Source organism: Flagellimonas flava, from assembly GCF_050617915.1.
Taxonomy (GTDB): Bacteria; Bacteroidota; Bacteroidia; order Flavobacteriales; family Flavobacteriaceae; genus Flagellimonas; species Flagellimonas flava_A.
This window is the reverse complement of sequence record NZ_JBODQE010000006.1, coordinates 38130-60006: the sequence shown is the minus strand read 5'-3', so window position 1 is coordinate 60006 and position 21877 is coordinate 38130. Positions and strand designations below refer to the sequence as shown.

18 protein-coding genes are annotated in these 21877 nt (G+C 42.8%); 7 read left to right on the top strand and 11 right to left on the bottom strand.

Annotation, left to right across the window (positions count from 1 at the left end; genetic code table 11):
* Positions 1-22 precede the first annotated feature (22 nt).
* The 6 genes from ACRHOZ_RS15505 to rpsO all read right to left on the bottom strand — a co-directional run bounded on the left by ACRHOZ_RS15505 (position 23) and on the right by rpsO (position 8303).
* Positions 23-2236: a DUF5916 domain-containing protein gene (locus ACRHOZ_RS15505; RefSeq protein ID WP_431127284.1), complete on the bottom strand. Its 2214-nt coding sequence runs from the start codon at positions 2234-2236 to the stop codon at positions 23-25.
* 227 nt (positions 2237-2463) lie between these two features.
* A complete protein-coding gene (locus ACRHOZ_RS15500) occupies positions 2464-3213 on the bottom strand; it encodes a LytR/AlgR family response regulator transcription factor (protein ID WP_431127281.1) in 750 nt (249 codons plus the stop codon).
* Between the two features lie 14 nt (positions 3214-3227).
* On the bottom strand, positions 3228-4292 hold the full coding sequence (locus ACRHOZ_RS15495) for a sensor histidine kinase (protein ID WP_431127278.1): 1065 nt from the start codon (positions 4290-4292) through the stop codon (positions 3228-3230).
* A 291-nt stretch (positions 4293-4583) separates the two neighbouring features.
* The gene (locus ACRHOZ_RS15490) at positions 4584-5447 is read right to left on the bottom strand and encodes a sigma-70 family RNA polymerase sigma factor (RefSeq protein WP_073180565.1); all 864 of its coding nucleotides are present in this window, start codon (positions 5445-5447) and stop codon (positions 4584-4586) included.
* A gap of 160 nt (positions 5448-5607) precedes the next feature.
* On the bottom strand, positions 5608-7830 hold the full coding sequence (locus ACRHOZ_RS15485; RefSeq protein WP_431127275.1) for a polyribonucleotide nucleotidyltransferase: 2223 nt from the start codon (positions 7828-7830) through the stop codon (positions 5608-5610).
* Between the two features lie 203 nt (positions 7831-8033).
* On the bottom strand, positions 8034-8303 hold the full coding sequence (gene rpsO, locus ACRHOZ_RS15480; RefSeq protein ID WP_422350410.1) for a 30S ribosomal protein S15: 270 nt from the start codon (positions 8301-8303) through the stop codon (positions 8034-8036).
* 153 nt (positions 8304-8456) lie between these two features.
* Between rpsO and ACRHOZ_RS15475 the strand changes: the two genes are divergently transcribed.
* Positions 8457-9344 carry a hypothetical protein gene (locus ACRHOZ_RS15475; protein ID WP_431127272.1) on the top strand — a complete coding sequence of 296 codons (888 nt, stop codon included), beginning with the start codon at positions 8457-8459 and terminating at the stop codon, positions 9342-9344.
* A gap of 45 nt (positions 9345-9389) precedes the next feature.
* On the opposite strand, the gene accD is transcribed toward ACRHOZ_RS15475, so the two are convergent.
* Genes accD through ACRHOZ_RS15460 form a run of 3 tightly spaced genes read right to left on the bottom strand, consistent with a single transcriptional unit; the run spans position 9390 to position 13995 of the window.
* Positions 9390-10250, bottom strand: coding sequence for an acetyl-CoA carboxylase, carboxyltransferase subunit beta (gene accD / locus ACRHOZ_RS15470; RefSeq protein ID WP_431127269.1), 861 nt, complete (start codon positions 10248-10250; stop codon positions 9390-9392).
* A 37-nt stretch (positions 10251-10287) separates the two neighbouring features.
* A complete protein-coding gene (fbaA, locus tag ACRHOZ_RS15465) occupies positions 10288-11355 on the bottom strand; it encodes a class II fructose-bisphosphate aldolase (RefSeq protein WP_431127266.1) in 1068 nt (355 codons plus the stop codon).
* Between the two features lie 54 nt (positions 11356-11409).
* The gene (locus ACRHOZ_RS15460) at positions 11410-13995 is read right to left on the bottom strand and encodes a BamA/TamA family outer membrane protein (RefSeq protein WP_431127856.1); all 2586 of its coding nucleotides are present in this window, start codon (positions 13993-13995) and stop codon (positions 11410-11412) included.
* 24 nt (positions 13996-14019) lie between these two features.
* Between ACRHOZ_RS15460 and ACRHOZ_RS15455 the strand changes: the two genes are divergently transcribed.
* Positions 14020-14742 carry a TrmH family RNA methyltransferase gene (locus ACRHOZ_RS15455; RefSeq protein WP_431127262.1) on the top strand — a complete coding sequence of 241 codons (723 nt, stop codon included), beginning with the start codon at positions 14020-14022 and terminating at the stop codon, positions 14740-14742.
* Between the two features lie 148 nt (positions 14743-14890).
* On the opposite strand, the gene ACRHOZ_RS15450 is transcribed toward ACRHOZ_RS15455, so the two are convergent.
* Positions 14891-15586, bottom strand: coding sequence for a porin family protein (locus ACRHOZ_RS15450; RefSeq protein ID WP_431127258.1), 696 nt, complete (start codon positions 15584-15586; stop codon positions 14891-14893).
* 4 nt (positions 15587-15590) lie between these two features.
* Complete coding sequence (ubiE, locus tag ACRHOZ_RS15445; RefSeq protein WP_431127255.1) at positions 15591-16319, bottom strand: bifunctional demethylmenaquinone methyltransferase/2-methoxy-6-polyprenyl-1,4-benzoquinol methylase UbiE; 729 nt, start codon at positions 16317-16319, stop codon at positions 15591-15593.
* A gap of 194 nt (positions 16320-16513) precedes the next feature.
* On the opposite strand from ubiE, the gene trkA reads away from it, so the two are divergent.
* From trkA to ACRHOZ_RS15420, 5 genes are read left to right on the top strand one after another with little or no spacing between them, the layout of a single operon-like run.
* Positions 16514-17863 carry a Trk system potassium transporter TrkA gene (gene trkA / locus ACRHOZ_RS15440; RefSeq protein ID WP_431127252.1) on the top strand — a complete coding sequence of 450 codons (1350 nt, stop codon included), beginning with the start codon at positions 16514-16516 and terminating at the stop codon, positions 17861-17863.
* A complete protein-coding gene (locus tag ACRHOZ_RS15435) occupies positions 17863-19353 on the top strand; it encodes a TrkH family potassium uptake protein (RefSeq protein WP_431127248.1) in 1491 nt (496 codons plus the stop codon). Before trkA ends, ACRHOZ_RS15435 begins: the two co-directional genes overlap by 1 nt.
* Before the next feature lie 32 nt (positions 19354-19385).
* Positions 19386-19817 (top strand): YybH family protein, encoded by a 432-nt coding sequence (locus ACRHOZ_RS15430; RefSeq protein WP_431127245.1) that lies wholly within the window; start codon positions 19386-19388, stop codon positions 19815-19817.
* Between the two features lie 28 nt (positions 19818-19845).
* On the top strand, positions 19846-20793 hold the full coding sequence (locus ACRHOZ_RS15425; protein ID WP_431127242.1) for an ornithine cyclodeaminase family protein: 948 nt from the start codon (positions 19846-19848) through the stop codon (positions 20791-20793).
* Between the two features lie 2 nt (positions 20794-20795).
* Entirely contained in the window at positions 20796-21860 is a 1065-nt protein-coding gene (locus tag ACRHOZ_RS15420; protein ID WP_431127239.1) for a proline racemase family protein, read from the top strand.
* Positions 21861-21877 lie beyond the last annotated feature (17 nt).

Here is a 21877-nt window from a genome sequence, read left to right as displayed (position 1 = left end):
TAAACCCTAGGGAGAAAGTTTACTATAACCAATAGGTGACCTTCAACACCACAGATCTGTTTTTGATTCCAAATCCAGCAGTATCGTGGTTTTCATTATAGATCAGAAAAATGTCGGACATGGGACTGTAACGCCATTGCAGACGGGAGAATACGCTTACATTATCACCTTGCGTATTGTATTGTACCACATTCCTCATAAAGAGTTTGTTGGAAAAACTAATATCCCCGTTGAATCGCATAAGATGAATCTTATCCTCCCCATAGCCTTCTGCCAGACGGATGTCGTTGTAATCGTAGGTAATCCCGAAACTACCCCAAGGTCTTAGTCGGTATGAGCCTTCCACCATGGCTCCGTTGCGCGTTCCATTGAAGAATTGCCCGTACGCAAGATTGGCTTTCCAGACAAACTTCTTGCGCACATCCGAGCTATAACGAAGTTCTCCCCATGGAAAATTATATTCCCCAATAGGAATAGGAGTAAAATCATCCCCCAGTAGGGAGGTGGGAAACATCAGATCCACTTTTCTAAAGCGTGTAAGTACGATCATACGGGCGGTATTCCGGTATTCAAAGTCCCAGCCCACATTATTCTGGCTCTCATTAAAAGTTCCATCAGAATTGAGATAGAGGTTGTGCCAGGTCCTTAGCCCGTGGTAGTTCAACTTTTTGTTTTCATCTTCTATAAAAGTCAAATACCGTAGCCATGGGTTGATCAAGGTGTAACCCAATCGCACAGTTTCCTCGGTCTCCGCATTGTAGTTCTCCAATCGCGGATTGATTCCCAATTCTGTGATGTAATTATCCCCAACAACATTTAAGGTCCATCCGGTCCGTAACCGTTTGGAGCTGTAGTAACCATCAAAACCATAGAAGTGGGTGTCTTTGTAGTTTTCTGGGGTAATGGAAGTGTGGTACAAAAAAGTAGTGTTCAGTTTCCCACTTTCGGACACATAACTAAACTCCAATCCAGCATTTCTGGAGTACTCCAATTCTTGGGTATTGCTGGTTGCCTGCCGATTTATAAATATCCCTTTGATCACGGACCGTTTCAAAACTTTCTGTTGAAACGCACCAACACTGTAGTTTTGGGCAGCAAACTCCTCGGTTTGTCGGGTTTGAACGTTCATTACCCCAATACGAAGATTGGGGGAGATGTTACCCGTTAAGCGTCCACCAAAATCGATTGGAATGGCTTCCCCGTCCATAATACCAATTCTTCTGGAGAAGAAGGGTTTTACGTCATAGGTTCCAAAATTGGAGAATACGTCATTGTTTTCCAGAAAGAAGTTCCGCTGCTCTGGTAGGAATATATTGAAACGGGTAATATTGGTCACCTGTTGGTCCACATCGGCATTGGAAAAGTCTGGAAATAGGGTCAAATCCAAGTTTAGGTTGCTAGTCAGTGCAATTTTGACTTCCCCACCCAAATCGCTGTTCAATTGCGCTTCCAATTCTTCACCATCTTCAAAGTCGCGAATGGATGAGGAGGTCACATATGGATTAAAAATAAAAGTACCTTTTGCCTTTTCGGGACTTCGGTCCCATTGCAGGGAGCCCATATAGTTCATGCTTATGCCATTAAAATTTACAGGAAACTGTGTCCATGTGGTATAGGCGTTGTTTTGTTTGTCACCACGAACAAAATTGATGCCCCAAGTACTTTGGTTTGGGTTGTATCGCAAGGTTTTAAAGGGAATGGCCATTTCAACGAGCCAGTATCCTGGATACTGGGCGGTTTTAGAGGCCCATTTGTTGTCCCAATTTTCCGAAAGCCAGGTCAAGGATCCCTCAATGGTTAGGCTACCTTCCGTTTCGGCGCCACCAGCGGTTACCCCAAAAAAGAATCCACTTTGTTTGGTATTCACGGGATCCAGCACCAGGGAGAAATTATCACTGCCCCAGTAGTCCTCATCACTATCCCTTACCAATGATTGTACAATCCGTTCCCCATTGTCAAAACACTTGGCCAAAAGGTATAGGTTCTGATCATCGTAGGTCAGTTTTACTTCGGTTTGGTTTTGGGCCTGACCTATATCAGAGGGCCAATGATTGAAAAATTGACTCACCGGCATATGGTTGTCCCATTCGTTTTCCCCCACGGCAGCATCCAAGGTAATAGGATGCGTAGTTTTTTTGATGTGGTATTGGTACTGCGCCCTTGTGTCGACACTGCCGTTTTGGGAAAAACCAAGTATTGGAATCAATAAAAGCAGGTGTGGCCAAATGGTTTTCATGAACCGTTCGTTTTTTGATTGATGATGATGATGACATCAAAGAACCGTAGTCAAAAAGGCAATAACAAATGCTCCTTGGGAATGTAGGGTGGGTGCTTGCGAATGACACTCAAGGGCTGTTTGGTGCCGAAAACGATCGAAATGAGGCTGAAAATGTAAAAGAAGAGCTGTTTGGGGCGGAATTAAGGAATGCTTAACAGTAAAATGCCTTAAAAGTTAAAGGTATGTTAGCTGGATTTTTTCTGCAAAACGTCAAGCACGTGGGATCGGTAATTTCTACCAATGGGAAGTTCTTTTCCATTCACCTCTACCATGATACTGTTGAAAGCCGTGACTTTATCCAAGGCAACAATAAAGGATCTGTGGGTTCTTATGAAATGGTTTTTCGGCAATTTTTCTGCCAGATAACCAATGCGTTGGGTGGTCTGAATCTGGGATTTTGAGGTATGAATAATGACTTTGTCATTCAAACTTTCCAAATAGCTGATGTCCGCTAAGTCCAGCTTTATAATTTTACGCTGGGCTTTGATGTACAGCAATTCGGGTTCTTCTGGAGTAGGGTTGGAGGCGGAGGTTTCTTGAATAGGTTCGTTGGATCCCTGCCCATTTCCGCCATTGAGGTATTTATTGGCCTTGGCAACCGTTTTCATAAACCTGCTAAGGGATATGGGTTTTAGCAGGTAATCTATGGCATCCAGTTCAAATGCCTTAATGGCAAACTCCCTATATGCAGTAGTAAATACTACCAGTGGAACTGGATTCAGCGATTCCAACAGCTCCAATCCGTTGATTTTGGGCATTTTTATGTCCAAAAAAACCAAATCAATTTGCTCTTTTTGAAGGTAACCGAAAGCTTCAACGGCATTGGCGCACACCGCCACCACCTCCAACTGGTCAATTTGGTCGGCATACCCTTCCAATACATCCCTCGCCAAAGGCTCGTCATCAACAATAATACATTTGATCTTTACAGTCATAGCTTGTTACGAAGTTAGGAACTAATATCGCTTAGGTCAATTTCCAGTTTGACCAAAAAACTATCGGGTTCCTCCAAGATTTTAAGCTCGTGTTTTTCAGGAAAGAAAAGATCCAAGCGTCTCCTCACATTTTTAAGGCCAATGTTCTTATCGCTATCCAAGTTTTCTTCCAAATCTGTAGTGGCCTTACTATTTTCTACCATAAACTGCATTTGTTGGTTTTCCAGCTTAAGATCAATCTTGATCCAAGAATCGGTGAGGAGGCTATCGGCCCCATGTTTAAAGGCATTTTCCACAAAGGGCAACAGTAGTAGGGGAGGAATCAAGCTTTCTTTGTTGTCATCCTTAATGGTGGCTGAAATGGAAAGCTGGTCGCCGTAGCGCAATCGCTCCAGTTCCACCAGATTCATTAGTTGCTCCCACTCTTTGTCCACAGTAATAAACTTATCATTGCAATCGTATAGCATATAATCCAGAAACTTGGACAATCCTAGTACAGCATCTGGGGTTTTGGTAGATTTTGCAAGGGATAGGGAATAAATGCTGTTGAGTGTATTAAAAAGAAAATGGGGATGGATTTGTGCTTTGAGAAACTTGAGTTCCGTTTCCACTTTTTCCTTTTCAAGGGCTTTGTTAATTTGATCCTTTTGATAAAAAAAACGTTGCAGTTTAATGGACATGGCCACAAAAACGGGCGTATATACCCTAATCAGGGAATTTAGGATCTTGGGGAAATACCAAACCGGATCTTTCCAATGGCCCTCATCGTAATAGAACCATTGGTATATGTATCGCCAGGTCATGTATCTATCTATCATGGCCATACTGATAGCTAGGATTACGGTAAGCAAGATGTACATGCCCATTTTCTTGTGATACAGATATTTGGGCATTAAATAGTACAGCGTAATATAAGTGGGAATGATTTTCCATGGGAGCAGGAACAATACCTGAAGAAACTGATCAAAGTAATTGTCTTCATAACTGCCCCAAAAAACGGTAAAAAACAGAATGTACCCCAACCAAAACAACAGGTGGTAGTAAATTCGGTTTTTTGTGTACAGTACCTTGTCTATCATGTGTTTGGACAATACTTTTTAAATATCATAAACGGTGCGAAAATTACAAATAAGCGCCCATTTTTTGGGAATTTGAGCCGTAGATAACCCGTTTGTAGCGCTATATGTTCAATTCTTAACGGGAACGGAATGGGATAAAATGAAAAAACTCCGGTAATCAGCCGGAGTTTATTCATCAATCAAAAAACGAACAGTCATGATAAACTGTTGTAGGATTACAAATTACAACTTTCTTGCCAAAAAAACAATTTGGGCTTTATTTAACTGTAATTTGTGCGGATAATCTTATAGTTATCCCAAATAAGTCTTTAAAATTTTACTTCTAGAGGTATGTTTTAACCTTCTAATAGCTTTTTCCTTAATCTGGCGAACCCTTTCCCTGGTAAGGTCAAATGTTTCACCAATTTCTTCCAATGTCATGGAATGTTGCCCGGCCAAACCAAAGTAAAGGCGGATAACATCAGCCTCTCTTGGCGTCAAAGTCTCCAATGCACGCTCAATCTCGGTGCGCAGGGACTCGTGCAACAATTCTTTATCTGGATTTGGGGATTCCCCACTTCGCAACACATCATAAAGATTGGAATCTTCCCCGTCAATCAAAGGGGCATCCATGGATACGTGTCGTCCTGAATTTTTCAAGGATTGCTTTACGTCTTCCACGGTCATGTCCAACTCCTTGGCAATTTCCTCAGCGGAAGGAACACGCTCATGCGCTTGCTCCAAAAAGGCAAAAGTCTTATTGATTTTGTTGATGGAGCCAATCTTGTTCAAAGGCAAACGAACAATACGGGACTGCTCTGCCAATGCCTGTAGAATGGACTGACGAATCCACCAAACGGCGTACGAAATAAACTTAAATCCACGGGTTTCATCAAAACGTTGTGCAGCCTTGATGAGTCCGAGGTTTCCTTCATTGATCAAATCAGGAAGGGTCAATCCTTGGTTTTGGTACTGTTTTGCTACCGAAACCACGAACCTGAGGTTGGCTTTAGTTAATTTTTCCAAGGCTATCTGGTCTCCCGCTTTGATTCGTTGTGCCAATTCCACTTCTTCATCGGCGGTGATCAAATCTACCTTACCGATTTCCTGCAAATACTTGTCCAACGACGCGGTTTCCCTATTGGTAACCTGTTTTGTAATCTTTAACTGTCTCATCTAATTTTCCCTTCTTTTATAATTTTAGAACCGAAGCTCATTAAGTTATACGTAGGAAATTGCAAAAAGTTACAATTTGGTAAAGTTTATTTGGATTTTTGTTGTAAAAAAGGCCCCAAGCGGTACTTGGAGCCTTTAAATTCTGCTATTTGACTAAAGATTAGTCTCTTCTAGGCTTTCTATCACGATTGCCTCCCCTGCGGTCATTGTTTCTGCGATCTCCACCACGATCATTTCTTGGCGGACGCTCTTTGTAACCTTCAGGTTTTGGCAAAAGGGCTTTTCTGGAAACCTTTTCTTTTCTGGTTCTAGGATCCAGACCAAAATATTTCACATCAAATACATCTCCCATGTTAACCACGTCGGAAACATTTTCGGTACGTTCCCAAGCCAATTCGGAAACGTGAAGCAATACTTCGTTGCCCGGGGCTTCCATGTATTCAACCACGGCTCCAAAGTCTAGCATCTTGATCACTTTTACTTCGTAAACGCTACCAACCTCAGGTTTGAACATTACCGCATCAATTTTGGCGATTACCGCATCGATACCAGCTTGATCGGTACCCAAGATCTCCACAATACCTTCCTCGGTTTCTGGATCTTCGTTGATAACAATGGTGGTGTTGGTTTCTTTCTGCAATTCTTGGATTACTTTTCCTCCTGAACCAATAACTGCACCAATATATTCTCCAGGAATGATTTTGGTAACGATTTTTGGCGCGTAGGACTTGACCTCTGGTTTGGGCTCTGCAATAGTATCCGTTAGTTTTTCAAGAATGTGCAGTCTACCATCTTTGGCTTGCATCAAAGCTTTTACCAAAATCTCGTAAGACAATCCTTTTACTTTGATATCCATTTGGCAGGCAGTAATACCATCAGAAGTACCTGTGACTTTAAAGTCCATATCCCCTAAATGATCCTCATCTCCCAAAATATCAGAAAGAACAGCATATTTTCCAGTTTCGGTATCGGTGATCAATCCCATGGCAATTCCGGATACAGGCTTTTTAAGTTGAACCCCAGCATCCATCAACGCCATTGTACCTGAACAAACGGTGGCCATGGAAGAGGAACCATTGGATTCCAATACCTCGGATACCACACGTACAGTGTACGGACAATCCTCAGGAACCATTCCTTTTAGCGCACGTTGAGCCAAGTTTCCGTGTCCTACCTCTCTTCGGGAAGTACCACGAATTGGTCTTGCCTCTCCAGTTGAGAAAGGAGGGAAGTTGTAGTGCAAATAGAAAGTTTCTTCGCCTTCATAAGATGGCATGTCTATTTGATTGGCCTCTCTTGAAGTTCCAAGCGTTACAGTTGCCAAGGCTTGTGTTTCCCCTCTGGTAAAGATGGAAGAACCATGAACAGACGGCAAATAGTCTATTTCGCACCAAATTGGACGAATTTCATCGGTTTTACGGCCATCCAAACGCAATCCTTCGTCCAAAGTAAGGTTACGAACGGCTTCTTTTTCTGCCTTATAGAAATATTTGGACACCAAGCCACCAATTTCTTCCAATTCTTCTTCGGAAAAAGTAGCTTCCACCTCTTCTTTAATGGCCTGAAAAGCTTCGCTTCGCTCGTGCTTGGCGGAACCTGCTTTTGCAATGGCGTATACCTTGTCATAAGTAAGGTCGTGAACCTTCTTTTGAAGGTCTTCATCTTCCACTTCAGGCTCATACTCTCTGGTTTCTTTCTTTCCGAAAGCTTCAGCCAATCTTAATTGTGCCTCACATTGTACCTTGATGGCCTCATGGGCAAATTTGATGGCTTCCACCATTTCTTCTTCGGAAATCTCATCCATTTCCCCTTCCACCATCATTACGGAATCAGCGGAAGCACCGATAACCATATCAATGTCGGATTCTTTAAGTTGTGCACGGGTTGGGTTAATAATCAATTCACCATTTACACGACCTACACGAACCTCGGAAATGGCACATTCGAACGGAAAATCCGAAAGTTGGATAGCCGCTGAAGCCGCAAGTCCTGCCATGGCATCTGGCATTACATTCTCGTCATGAGACATCAATTGGATCATCACCTGGGTTTCAGCATGATAATCTTTCGGGAACAAAGGTCGTAGAACCCTGTCCACCAAACGCATGGTCAATACTTCCCCATCGCTGGGTCTGGCCTCACGCTTGAAGAAACCTCCGGGGTAACGTCCCGCAGCCGCAAATTTTTCGCGATAATCCACGGTAAGTGGAAGAAAATCCACATCACTTTGCTTGTAGTTGGAGACAACGGTACATAGCAACATACATTTGCCTGATTGGACAACAACAGAACCATGGGCCTGTTTTGCCAGTTTTCCGGTTTCAATAGAAATCTCTCTACCGTCACCAAGGTCTATGACCTCTTTAAAAGTTTTTGGAATCATAAATAATATCTTACCCGCCAAAATAATACGGGTCGTTAAACATTTGGTCTACCGTCTGCCGGACGGTCGGGTTGTGTTGTTGTTGTGTGTGCCTAGGGCACTGACCAATGAAAAACTATAGGTAGCTTTTTGTGTTGCCCAAAAATACAAATGGGACTTTGACTGTAAAACAAAAGGGGAAGCCGTGACCTCCCCTTCAATTTTTATTTTCTAATACCCAATTCCTTAATTAGGACACGGTATTTTTCAATATCCTTTTTCTTTAGGTAATCCAAAAGACTACGTCTTTTACCTACCAATTTTACCAAAGAACGCTCAGTGTTGTAATCCTTGTGGTTCTTTTTTAGGTGTTGTGTCAAGTGGTTGATACGGTGTGTGAACAATGCAATTTGCCCTTCCGTAGAACCAGTGTTGCTCTCAGAGCCGCCGTGTTTCTTAAAAATGTCGGCCTTTACTTCTTTAGTTAAATACATTCCAATATTTAGTTAAATGATTTTTATGTATGCGATTGTCTTTCAATCAGCGTGCAAAGATAACCCCTTTTTTTGGAACGAAAAATTTTAACAGAAGATTAAACCTTTTGCTTTGTGGGAGGTCAAAGAGGCAAACCATTAAATACAATCATTATGAAAAAGAGTCTCAAACAAATGAACTTGAAAAGAATTGCCCCACTATTTTTTGGAACCGTGTTATTGTTTATTGCCTCATGTTCTGAGGAAACGGAGTCCATGGAAGATGGAACGGACACGGATACAGAGGTAATCTCTGCTACCGAATTACAATATAGTGATGAAACAGAAATGATTTCTGAGGAGGTTACTACCATTGCGGAAGATGTTTATGCCACGGATGAAATCTCCCTTACTTCAAAATTTGATTATGTTTCGGATCATTTGCCCGATTGTGTTATTGTTACTACAGTGGTGACGGACACTACCAGGGAAAAAACCATTGATTTTGGTGATGGCTGCGAATTGCCCAATGGAAATGTACTTTCCGGGATTATTCATTTGAGCTATGAAAAGGACATGGAAGCCGCTTCCAAATCCATAGCCCTGTCTTTGGAAAATTTCACCTTTAATGGCGTGGCTGTTGAAGGTTCGGCAGATATCCTTAGGGTACGTGCCAACGAAAATGGGAACCCACAGGGTACGGCAAACGCCTCTTTCAATGCTACATGGCCCGAAGGGGATACCGCATCATTTGAAGGTACCCGCACGCGGGAATGGATCGAGGGATATGGCTCTGGCTTTTGGGGCGACAATGTTTTCTTGATTACGGGCAAGCGTACCTATATTGGTCGCGAAGGCAATGAGTTTGTAAAGGAAGTGATTACACCGCTACGTAGGGAAATGGCCTGTAGATTTATTGTGAGTGGTGTTCTGGAGATTTCCAGAAATGACAGTACCGCTAACTTGGATTTTGGAGACGGTACCTGTGATGCCAAAGGAATTTTGACCCAACCTGATGGTACGGAGGTAGAGATATTCCTAAGACGTTTTTGGAAGAAGTAAAAAGAATAGGCTAAATAAAAAAGCCCCGATTCATCGGGGCTTTTTTTATGCTCGTATCGGCTGATTCATTATCAGGTCGATGTATAGATTAATTTTCCTTTTCAGTTCTTTTCGGTGTGCTATAAAGTCCAAGAAACCATGCTCCTTCACAAATTCAGCAGTCTGAAAACCTTCCGGTAAATCCTTTCCAACAGTATCCTTAACCACTCTTGGGCCTGCAAAACCAATCAAAGCTCCAGGTTCCGCAATGTTAATATCACCCAGCATGGCGTACGAAGCGGTTGTTCCGCCCGTGGTTGGATCCGTACACAAGGAGATATAGGGAATCTTTGCCTCTGCCAATTGGGCCAATTTGGCGGATGTTTTGGCCAACTGCATCAAAGAAAGTGCAGCTTCCATCATTCGTGCACCTCCCGATTTCGAAATCATCACAAATGGGATTTTTTTCTTTTTGGCCACATCTATGGCCCTGGAAATTTTCTCGCCAACCACACTTCCCATAGATCCGCCAATAAAGCTGAAATCCATACAAGCTATGACCAATTCCTTCCCATTGGATTTTCCAACCGCTGTTCGAACAGCATCCTTCAATCCTGTTTTTTGTTGGGCAGCCTTTAGTCTGTCCGAATATTTTTTGGTATCCACGAACTTCAACGGATCCTTGGCAGACAGCTTCTCATCCAATTCCTTGAAATTGTTGTCATCAAAAAGGATTTCAAAATACTCTTTGCTACCAATTCTTACGTGATAATCGTCCTCTGGACTTACGTAAAAGTTTTTGGCCAAATCCTCTGACTCCACAATTTTACCTGTGGGTGATTTGTACCACAGGCCTTTGGGGGTGTCTTTTTTCTCTTCAGTAGCGGTTTGAATTCCTTTTTCCTTTCTCTTAAACCAGGACGACATGCAATCAGTATTAAATTAAACGGCTATTTATGGTCAATTACAACGTGTTTACGTTATTTAGGTCTTCAAAAGCTTTTTTCAAGCGCTCAACAAATGCTTTTTCTCCTTCTCTAAGCCAAACCCTTGGGTCGTAAAATTTCTTATTGGGTTGATCATCCCCATCGGGATTTCCAATTTGGGCTTGAAGATAGCCCGATTTATCCTGAACATAATCACGTACACCAGATAGGAATGCATACTGTAAATCCGTATCGATGTTCATTTTTACCACACCATAACCTATGGATTCTCTTATTTCCTCAATGGAGGAACCAGAACCTCCATGAAAAACAAAATCGATGTGATTGTGCTCTACACCAAATTTTTCAGCAACAAACTCTTGTGAATTTTTCAATATTTTCGGAGTCAAGGTAACATTACCTGGCTTGTAAACTCCATGCACATTTCCAAAAGCTGCTGCTATGGTGAATTTTGGACTTACCTTGGACAATTCCTCATAAGCATAGGCCACTTCCTCTGGTTGGGTATATAATTTGGAGCTGTCTACATCGGTATTGTCCACACCATCTTCCTCACCACCGGTAACACCAAGCTCAATTTCCAATGTCATGTCCATTTTGCTCATGCGCTCCAAGTACTTTTTACAGATTTCGATGTTCTCTTCAATGGGCTCTTCGGATAAATCGATCATATGCGAGCTGAACAACGATTTGCCAGTGGCAGCATAGTGCTCCTCGCTGGCTTCCAACATCCCATCAATCCAAGGCAATAATTTTTTTGCGCAGTGGTCGGTATGAAGAATAACGGTTGCTCCATAAGCCTCAGCCAATTGGTGAACGTGCTTGGCACCTGCCACGGCTCCAAGAACAGCCGCTCTCTGGTTGTCATTGGACAGTCCTTTTCCAGCATTGAACTGGGCACCTCCGTTAGAGAATTGGACAATTACGGGTGAGTTTAACGCAGCCGCAGTTTCCAAAACTGAGTTGATGGTATTTGAACCAATTACATTTACGGCAGGCAGGGCATAACCGTGTTCCTTTGCATGATTGAAAATAGCTTGAACTTCATCTCCAGTGGCTACTCCCGGCTTGATATTGTGGGACATAATTTTAGTTAGTTATTTGTTGATTTAGGGAACAAAAGTAATAAAATAATTAGTCTAGAAAGGATAATTGATTCCGATATTGAATACGGCATCGCTGAGGTTGTAATTCCTGAACCAACGTTTGGACCATTCCTCGGCTGGATTGTATGTTTTAAAGCCCACATCCAGTCGAAATACGAAGTAGGTGAAATCGTATCGTAACCCCAATCCTGTTCCCAAGGCAATGTCTGCCAAGGAGTTGAAATCATTGAATACCGCATCGGGATTATCCTCATTGTCAAAGACATTCCAAATGTTACCCGCGTCCGCAAACAACGCACCCTTTACATCACCCGCAATCGGAAACCGATATTCCAAGTTCATGGCAATTTTTAGGTTGGCCTCATTAAAATCGTTGATGTTGTCCGTGCTTCCCGGGCCCAATTCATAGGGATTCCAAGCACGGTTGTCATTGGAACCACCTGCAAAATAACTTCGGACAAATGGCACACTTTTAGAGTTCCCATAGGGCACCGCAAGCCCAAAGAAGCTCCGGAAGGCCAACACATCTGTATCTGAAAGCTCCCAATGTCGAATGTAGTCAAGCTCGGTTTTGATATATTGGGAGAAAGGAACCCCAAAAACCAAGAGCTGTCCATCATCATTTTTGTTATAGGGAACCACATCTTCCAAAGCAGATAGCAGGTTTCCCGCACTTTCTAGCTTGACCCGAAGCTGGTAAAAGTCATTGTCGTTGATATCCGTTCTACTATTTTTGGTGAAGGTGTAGTTACTGGCAAAAATTAGATTGTTTTCGGTGAGCCGCTGTCGGCGCTCCTCTATGCTGTTCACCTCATCAAAATCATCTTGGGATACTGGAATTTCATTGTTCAAAACTGCTTGTACAAATCCGTTTGCCCCATTTGGAATACTTAGGCGGAATGGGTCGGTAGCATCATCAACACTTTCAAAAAAGTCCGCATATTGTGGGTCTGTGTCAAACTGATCTGCGATACCGTCAAGATTGTTGAAGGTATTTCGATATTCGTTATAAAAATTATCTGGATTTACATTACGGACAAACTCCACATTCATAAGTTCAATATTGTTCTTCAAACTCAGTGAAGGTGTCCAATTATAGGACAATACCGTGTTGAACGTTTGCCTGTCCAAACCAAGGTTACGTTGAAAATTGGTACCCACCAAAAACCGACTCTGGGGTAACATATAATACGGTATAATGCGCTCTGTGTTCAACGGAAACCAAATGCGTGGAAAAGTGATATTGATATCTCCCCCCAGCTCAGATGTAAATGTTTCATCAGAGAGGGAAGGGTTCTTTAACAAGCCAATGGAACCTCTAGCCGATATATTCAAGGTTTCCGCTCCCCCAAAAACGTTTCTGGTGATCACCGTGGCACCGAACACCGTTCCCACTTGTTGAATGTTGGAGTGGGTTACATCAAAATCAAGGTTCAAGGAAAACTTGGGTCTTGGTGCCAGATAAATATTGGTAATGAGCTGGGCCTGTGTAGAGTCAGGTATAAACTCAATATTCGGATACTTAAAGGTATTTAGGTTGGTGATTTGCCTATAGGTCCTGATTCGGTCCAAATCGCGGTAGATACTATCTTTTTGAAAGAAAATGGCATCCGTAAGCGCTTTAGGTCTATATCTGAGCTTGTTGTTGTAATAAATGGTGTAGTTGCCGTATTCCAAAGTGTTGAGGGAATCTTGACTTCCGGTTATCTGATAATCTGCAAATACATTGATTTTTTTGAACCGATGGATGCGATAAGGACTTTGGGCAGTACTATCGTTGGTGCTTCGCGGTTTTTGAATATTCAATTGTACATCCATCAATTGATCATCAGCGGCCAGGGTTGTATCCCTTAAAATATCGTAGTTGATGGAACTTTCCTGAAAGTTGTACACTCCGGAATTCCTGAAGAGGATGGTCAACCGTTCACGTTCATTGTTGAAGTTGAGTAAATCAAATTGATCTCCCTCCTTAACAAAGGATTGCTCGGCCGTTTTATTGTAAATGGAATCCAATTCAGGAGAAGTAATGTTGGTGACCACGGTGTCTACCATAAATGGCTTTTCCAGATTGATTTTGTATTCAATTCCCGCCCGTTTTTTTCTTTTGCTCTCTACAATATCAAAGCTCCCTGTATTGTTAAAATAGCCCTTACTGTTGTAGTAAGCCTGCAAACGATCCACCGTTTTTTGGGTTAAGCTGGTATCGATTACCGATGGAGGTTCGCCAATTCTCTTTAGAAATTCACTGGCACCCTTAACCACAAAGGACTCCCTAAGACGGTTTACCTGTTTTTGGGAAAGCAGGTTGTTAAGGCGTTTTTCTCTTTTTTCTTTTCGATGAAGCCAATCGGTAAATGAAGAATCTGGATTGTCCTTGGCCAAATTGTAAAGATTTAGCCGAAGCGGATACCCCAAAACACTGCTATTGGGTTTTTGGGCGATTAGGCTTCGGATGTCTTCATCCGTTATTTTCTCATCATCGGCATAAATGGAGTTCTTGGTGAGCAGTAATTCGTTGTCCTCCACCTTTTTTAGGGTATTGCAACCAAGCATGGTCAGCATAAGCAACAATAGCCCTATTTTTGCCCAGTAATGCATTAGACCAAAAGAACCCCTCATAGACGCCAAAAATACACGATTTAGATGGTTACCAAAAACCAAATTAAGCTAGTTACAAGCTTACAGCAAAAAAAGTACCGAAGTCAACATAGGCTGTTTGTTGTGGAAGGTAAAAAGTCGGTAGGTGAGTTGTTGGCAGAGGGATTGGTTCCCTTTAAAATATTTGTTGATCCAGGCATGAAAGGGATGGATTTTGGAGATGTAGTAAGCGCGACAACCCGAGATTTGAAGCAAATGAGCGGGCAAACCACGCCCAGTGGCGTTTTGGGTGTTTTTCATATGCCAGAACCCAAGGAGTCCAAAGAAGCAGATTGGATTGTGGCTTTGGATGCTGTCAGGGACCCAGGAAATTTGGGCACTATCATCCGATTGTGCGATTGGTTTGGAATCAAGCATTTGGTTTGTTCCCCTGATACTGTGGATTGCTATAATCCAAAAGTATTACAAGCCACTATGGGATCCATAGCGCGTGTACAAATAGACTATATGGAATTGCTGAATTTCCTGAAAACCACAAATCTTCCGGTTTATGGAGCCTTTATGGATGGGGAAACGGTCTATAAGGAGGATATTCCCAAAAAAGGGATACTGGTCATGGGTAATGAGGCGAACGGAATTTCCAAAGAAGTGGAACAGGCTATTGCAAAACGAGTGTCCATACCCCAATTTGGCGTAAAATCAGCAGAAAGCTTGAATGTGGCCACCGCAACTGCTATACTTCTTAATGAGATTAGGAGGAATTCTTGAATTCTGAATTCTGAATTCTGAATTTTGAATTTTGAGTTTTGAGTTTTGAGTTTTGGAATTTGCGAATTGGATTTTATAGTTTCACTATCCAACTATCCAACTATCCAACTATCCAACTATCCAACTATCCAACTATCCAACTATCCAATTACTCAAAAGTAAAATTGATAAAGAACCCTCTGGTGCGCATGGCATTGATGTTGCCCGTCCAAGGGCTGTTGGGGTCGTTGTCAGGTACCAATTCGTCCGTTAGGGCAAATACCCCTCTTATGGAAGGTGAAAATTTAAAATACTCTGTGTAAATATCTATTCCAAAACCCAATTCGTACCCATAGACATTCTTTTTCATACGGAATTCACCCGTATTGTTGTCATCCAAGCTGTCCTCCTTGCTTCCTAGATTCATGGCCGTGTAAACGCCTCCAGTGACAAAAGGCTTCCAGTTGCCAAAACGTTTGGCACTGGCCTTGATCAGCAAGGGAAAACGGATATAGGTGGAACGTACCTCCCTAAGGGCATCGTTTTCGGAAGTGAACCCTGGAAATCCAAGGACTCTTTGGGTGTACAAAAGTCCAGGTTCAAAACGGGCATCCAAAAATTCGTTGATCCGCAGCTCGCCAATCAGACCGACATTAAAGCCCATGCTCTTATCCACCAAAATGTCTTGGCCTACATTATTTTTATAATCAAACTGGAAATCGTATTGATTAAACCCGAGATAATAACCCCAGTTCAACAACTTCTGATCCTCTGTCTGAAGATTTAGAATGGGATCTTTTTTGAATTGGGACAAGGCACTTTGGCATACCAAGAGCAGGCCAAGGAACGATAAGAGGTTTTTCATCAAATTATTTTGTCGCGACATATATAGATGCCACCCCAAATGTCTGGGGTTTGTTCTCTATACCTATAAACCCAATTTTGGCCAAAATATTGTTGAAAGCTTTACCGTGTGGAAACTTGGAAGCGGATTCGCTCAAATAAGCGTAAGCAGACCGGTCTTTGGAGAAAATTTTACCTATAACGGGCAAGATGTAGCCGCAGTACAACCCGTAACCCTGTTTAAAGGGGAATTTAGTGGGTACCGAGGTTTCAAGGATGACCAAACTGCCCCCTGGCTTCAAAACCCTATGTATTTCCTGAAGCCCTTTTTCAAGATTTTCAAAATTTCGAACCCCAAAAGCTACCGTAACGGCATCAAAGGACTGGTCTTCAAAAGATAGGTTTTCGCTGTCACCTACTACCATTTCAATGGTGTCTTCAAGCTTTTTGTTGGTGATTTTGGTTTTTCCAACCTCCAACATTCCGGGGGAAATGTCCAATCCCACTATATGTTCGGCGCCCGTTGCTGTCATTGCAATGGCCAAATCCCCAGTGCCTGTGGCAATATCCAAGATGGAACCTGGTTTTTTCCCTTTAAGAATTTCCACAACCCGTTTACGCCATTTAACATCAATACCAAAGGAAATAACCCGATTTAGCCCGTCGTAATCCTTGGAAATTGTATCGAACATCTGGGTGACCTGTTCCTTTTTTCCGAGCTCGGAATCCTTGTATGGGGTGACTTTTTTTGACATTCACTGAATTTGGGGGCAAATATACAACTTCGGTATATGGAAGGCGTACAAAAATAATTGTGTAATTTTGCCGTACAACAAAGGAAAGCTTTTCCGTATCATGTTACGTATGTGTCTTTTTGGACCAAATCTCTATTCTTTTTTTACCATTTGTAGCACGAATTGAATTTATTAAGAACATCTTATTTTAATCGATGAAGATTATTATAGCCGGAGCTGGTGAAGTAGGTTTTCATTTGGCAAAACTCTTGTCTTATGAAGCACAGGATATCACATTGATCGATACGGACAAGGAAAGCCTTACCTATGCGGACAATCATTTGGATATTCGCGTCCTTCGCGGTGACGCCACCTCCATAGAAGTTTTACGGGATGCCAAGGTGCAGAGCTCCGAATTGGTGATAGGGGTTACGGCTTCGGAAACCACCAATTTGACCCTTTGTATGTTGGCCAAACAATTGGGGTGCAAACGTACCATCGCCAGAATCTCCAATACCGAGTTCATGGATAATAGGGAACTCATCAAGTTTGATGAGTTGGGAATCGATGAATTGATATCCCCGGAGGAATTGGCCGCTACTGAGATTCAGTTATTATTGAATCAGTCCGCTTTTAACGACACCTATGAATTTGAGGGCGGGCTGTTGACCATGATCGGTGTTTTTCTTCCTAAAGCAGCCCCGTTTGTAGGCAAGATGGTAAAAGAAGCCGCCAAAATTTTTCCCGAACTGCACTTTATGCCCATTGCATTGCAACGCATGGGCACCCAATTCACCTTGATTCCAAGAGGTGATACCGTTTTTAAGGAAGGCGATCAGGTATACTTTATAACCACCAGTGAAGGGGTAGAGGAACTCTACAAACTAACTGGAATGCAAAAAAAGGAGATTAAAAATGTGATGATCTTGGGTGGGAGCAAGGTGGGCTTCAAGACAGCCAGGGACCTTTGTACCAAAAAGTTCAATGTAAAGTTGATAGAAAAGGACAAGGAAAAGGCCTTTGATATAGCGGATGATCTTCCGCATGCCCTGGTCATCAATGGGGATGGAAGGAATGTTGAGCTATTGGACGAGGAGAGTTTGGATTCCATGGATGCGTTCATTGCGGTAACAGGAAATTCGGAAACCAACATCATGTCCTGCTTGGTTGCAAAATCAAAAAAGATAAAGAAGACCATCGCCATGGTGGAAAATATGGACTATTTCCAGCTTTCCCAGTCCATCGGGGTGGATACACTTATCAACAAAAAACTGCTTGCGGCCAACAATATCTTTAGATATATCCGAAGAGGGGAAGTCTTGGCCCTTACCCGCTTGAATAACCTTAACGCAGAGATTCTCGAGTTTGAGGTTAAACCGACTTCCTTGGTCAACGGGGAGATTATCAAGGAATTGAATTTCCCTCGCGAAGCAAGCATTGGGGGTGTAATCCGTGATGGAAAGGGAATTATTGCTCTTGGGGATTTCAAGATTTTGGAAGGGGACCGTGTTGTGGTCTGTTGCTTGCCCAAGGCCATCCCAAGGATTGAAAAGCTCTTCTTATAATGGGCCTTAATACGCGAATAATTGTTCATATAATGGGATTATTGCTACTCTGCAATGGTTCCTTTATGTTGGTGGCGGCATTTGTCAGCGGACTGTACAAGGATGGTGTTACCCTAGATATCAGTTTGGCGGCCATTGTAACCATGCTGTTTGGGGTCATGGCCATGTTCTATACCCGCGGTCATAGGAAGGAAGTTAAACGTAAGGAAGGATATATTGTAGTGACCTTCGGCTGGATCATCATGTCCATTTCCGGGACGCTGCCCTACCTTTTTTCCGGAGCCATCCCAAGTATTACTGACGCTTTTTTTGAAACCATCTCAGGGTATACTACCACTGGGGCATCCATTTTGAATGATATAGAGGCATTGCCCAAAGGCATTTTGTTTTGGCGCAGCCTCACGCATTGGATAGGAGGGATGGGTATCATTGTACTTGCCATAGCCATTTTACCACTTTTAGGAATAGGGGGAATGCAGCTTTTTGCAGCGGAGGCTCCAGGCCCCGCCGGAGACAAGTTGCACCCACGTATAACGGATACAGCAAAGCGATTGTGGCTCATTTACTTCGGTTATACCGTGGCAGAAACGGTACTGTTGAATTTGGCAGGGATGTCTCTTTTTGATGCCATGAACCACGCTTTGGCAACGCTTTCCACAGGTGGATTTTCTACCAAAAATGCCAGTTTGGCCTACTGGAACCATCAACCTATCATTCAATACATTACCATTTTGTTCATGTTCTTGGCAGGGAGCAATTTTGTGTTGAGCTATTTCGCGTTTACTGGAAAAGTCCAACGAATTCTTAAAGATGAGGAGTTTAAATACTACTCCATTTTTATAGTGCTGTTTGCCTTGGCTGCTTTTTTGGTGGTGAATTATAAGGTGGAGGTTCCGGTTTCCGATTTCCATCCCATGGTGTGGGGAGCTACGGAAAGTGCCTTTAGGCATGCCTTGTTTCAAGTGGTGGCCATAGTGACCACTACAGGTTTTGTAACGGCGGATTTTACGAGTTGGACCTCTTTTTTGACCGTTTTCTTTTTTGGTTTGATGTTCTTGGGAGGATCCGCCGGATCTACAGCCGGGGGAATCAAGGTGATGCGACACTTGTTGATCATTAAAAATGGAATTTTGGAGTTTAAGCGCACCTTGCACACCAATGCCGTAATTCCTGTTCGATATAACGAAAAGACAGTTACCGAGCATATTGTTTACAATATTATCGCCTTTTTTGTGCTTTACATGTTGCTATTTATCATAGGATCCCTGGTGTTGGGCTTTATGGGGCTGGATTTTGTTTCTGCCATAGGTGGTGCAGCCTCATCATTGGGTAATGTAGGGCCTGCTTTGGGTGACCTAAATCCTGTAAGCAACTATGCCAGTCTTCCAGCAGCGGGCAAATGGTGGTGTGGCTTTCTTATGCTTTTGGGTAGATTGGAGCTTTTTACGGTTCTTATCCTGATGACCCCATATTTCTGGAAAAAAACGTAGTTTTCCATTCCGAAGTAAATTAACTGGACATCATGAATAAAATATTTACTTTCCTTATTGGGACGTTGCTCCTATGCACGGCTTGCAATACTTCCGAAGAAACCGATAAAGATGAAATAATTAGCTTGCTAAGAAATCAAGAAAAAGCGTGGTCCAATCACGATCTTGAGGGGTTTATGCAAACCTATTGGAAGAGCGATTCCCTGAAGTTTTATGGAGCCAATGGCTTGACCTTGGGCTGGCAAAAAACATTGGAAGGTTACCAAAAAAGATATCCGACCAAGGATGAAACGGGAACCTTGAATTTCATTATTGATGACATGACCCAAATAGAGTCCAATTCTTATCATGTTATGGGGCAGTACCATTTAAAAAGAAAAGCTGGAGATGCCAATGGGGTGTTTTTGATTATTCTTCGAAAAATTGACGGCGAGTGGAAAATTGTAGCGGATATGTCCTGTTGAAGTTCATTTTAGTTCTAATTTTTTAGACATGCAACCACTACAGATCAGCTCGGAATTTATTGAAAAGCACACCAATTTTTTGGAATTGACCCAGGCGCTGCAAGAAGGATTTGCAAACAACCAGATACTGGTTCCCAAGCGTCATCATCACGATTTTCCAAATCCAGAGACCCAAAAAGATACCACATTGCTATTAATGCCTGCGTGGAATCCAGGCAATGAAGCAGGAGTTAAAGTGGTAACGGTGAACCCGGGAAATGACAAATTCGACCTACCGTCCATTCAGGGGAGTTATTTGTACTTGGATGCCAGTACAGGGGTGTTAAAGGCCATCATGGAGGCAAAGAATTTAACTGCCAAGCGCACTGCCGCGACATCTGCTTTGGCTTCGTCTTTTCTATCCAGGAAAAATACGGAGACCATGCTTATGATTGGTACCGGAGCCTTATCCGTCAATCTGATCAGGGCGCATGCATCGGTTCGTCCCATAAAAAAGGTATATGTATGGGGTAGAAACCAGGCAAAAGCGGAGGCGATATGTCAGGAACTTTCCCAAGAACCTTTTGAAGTTTGCAGTGTGCCCAGTGTAGCAGCTTGTATTAGGGATGTGGATTTGGTGTCTTGTGCGACCCTTTCAGAAACACCTTTGGTGCTTGGAAGCGACCTTGTTCCTGGACAGCATATTGATTTGGTGGGAGCCTACAAGCCCAATATGAGGGAATCGGATGATGAGACCATTCGGAGGGCGTCGGTTTTTTTGGATACTCGCGAAGGTGGGCTAAAGGAAAGCGGCGATATCGCCATCCCGTTAAAAAATGGACTTTTGAAGGAGTCGGATATCAAAGCGGATTTGTTTGACTTGTGTGCGGAGGCTGTTCCTGGTAGGACTTCTGAAAATGAAATAACCCTTTTTAAATCCGTGGGACATGCCTTGGAAGATTTAATTGCCGCAAGCTATTATTATTCCAAATTTTAAGAATGGGACAAACGTACGATAGGATTTTAGAGAACAGCACATTTGATCCACCCAAGGATTGGTTGCAAATCAAGACCATAGATATGCATACGGGAGGTGAACCCCTTCGCGTGATAGTGGGCGGTTTTCCAGAATTGAAAGGGAACAACGTGCTGGAATACCGAAGGTATTGCAAGGAGCACTATGATGAACTGCGAACAGCTTTGATGTTTGAGCCCAGAGGGCATGCGGATATGTATGGCTGTATACTGCTACCTCCTAATGACGAGGAAGGCGATTTTGGGATTATTTTCCTGCACAACGAGGGATATAGTACCATGTGTGGGCATGCCATCATAGCCATTTCCACCCTGGCTGTTCAGATGGGGTGGGTTGATGAAAAAGAAGGAGTGACTGAGTTGAAAATTGACGCTCCTTGCGGACGAATTTACTCCTATGTTGAAATAGAGGGGAAAGAAGTAAAAGGAGTTCGATTTCATTGTGTGCCCAGCTTTGTAGTGGGATTGGATAGAAAAGTAACGGTGAAAGGATTGGGAGAGGTGACCTACGATTTGGCATACGGCGGCGCTTTTTATACCTATGTGGATCTTAGGAAAAACAAGTTGCAAATGGCTCTGGATTCAAATTCATATCAGGATTTGATAAGAAAGGGAATGGATATCAAACATGCCGTGATGGAGCAAGACCAAGAGATCTTGCATCCTTTTGAAGGGGATTTGAGTTTTCTTTACGGCACTATCTTTATTGATGGTTCCGAAACTCAAGGGGTGGATAGTAGAAATGTCTGCATTTTCGCCGAGGGAGAAGTGGATCGTTGTCCCACAGGTTCCGGTGTTTCTGGTAGAATGGCCATTCATTATGCAAGGAATGAGATAAAATCTGGCCAAGCAATGGTCATAGAAAGCATCACTGATTCCACATTTGTTGGAAGTGTGGTGAAGGAAGTGGACTATGGTCCATTTACCGCGGTTATTCCCCAGGTTGAGGGCACGGCTCACATAACAGGGATGCATACCTTTGTTTTGGATCCCAAAGACCCCATGAAAAAAGGGTTTATCTTAAGATAAACCCCTTATATTCTTTT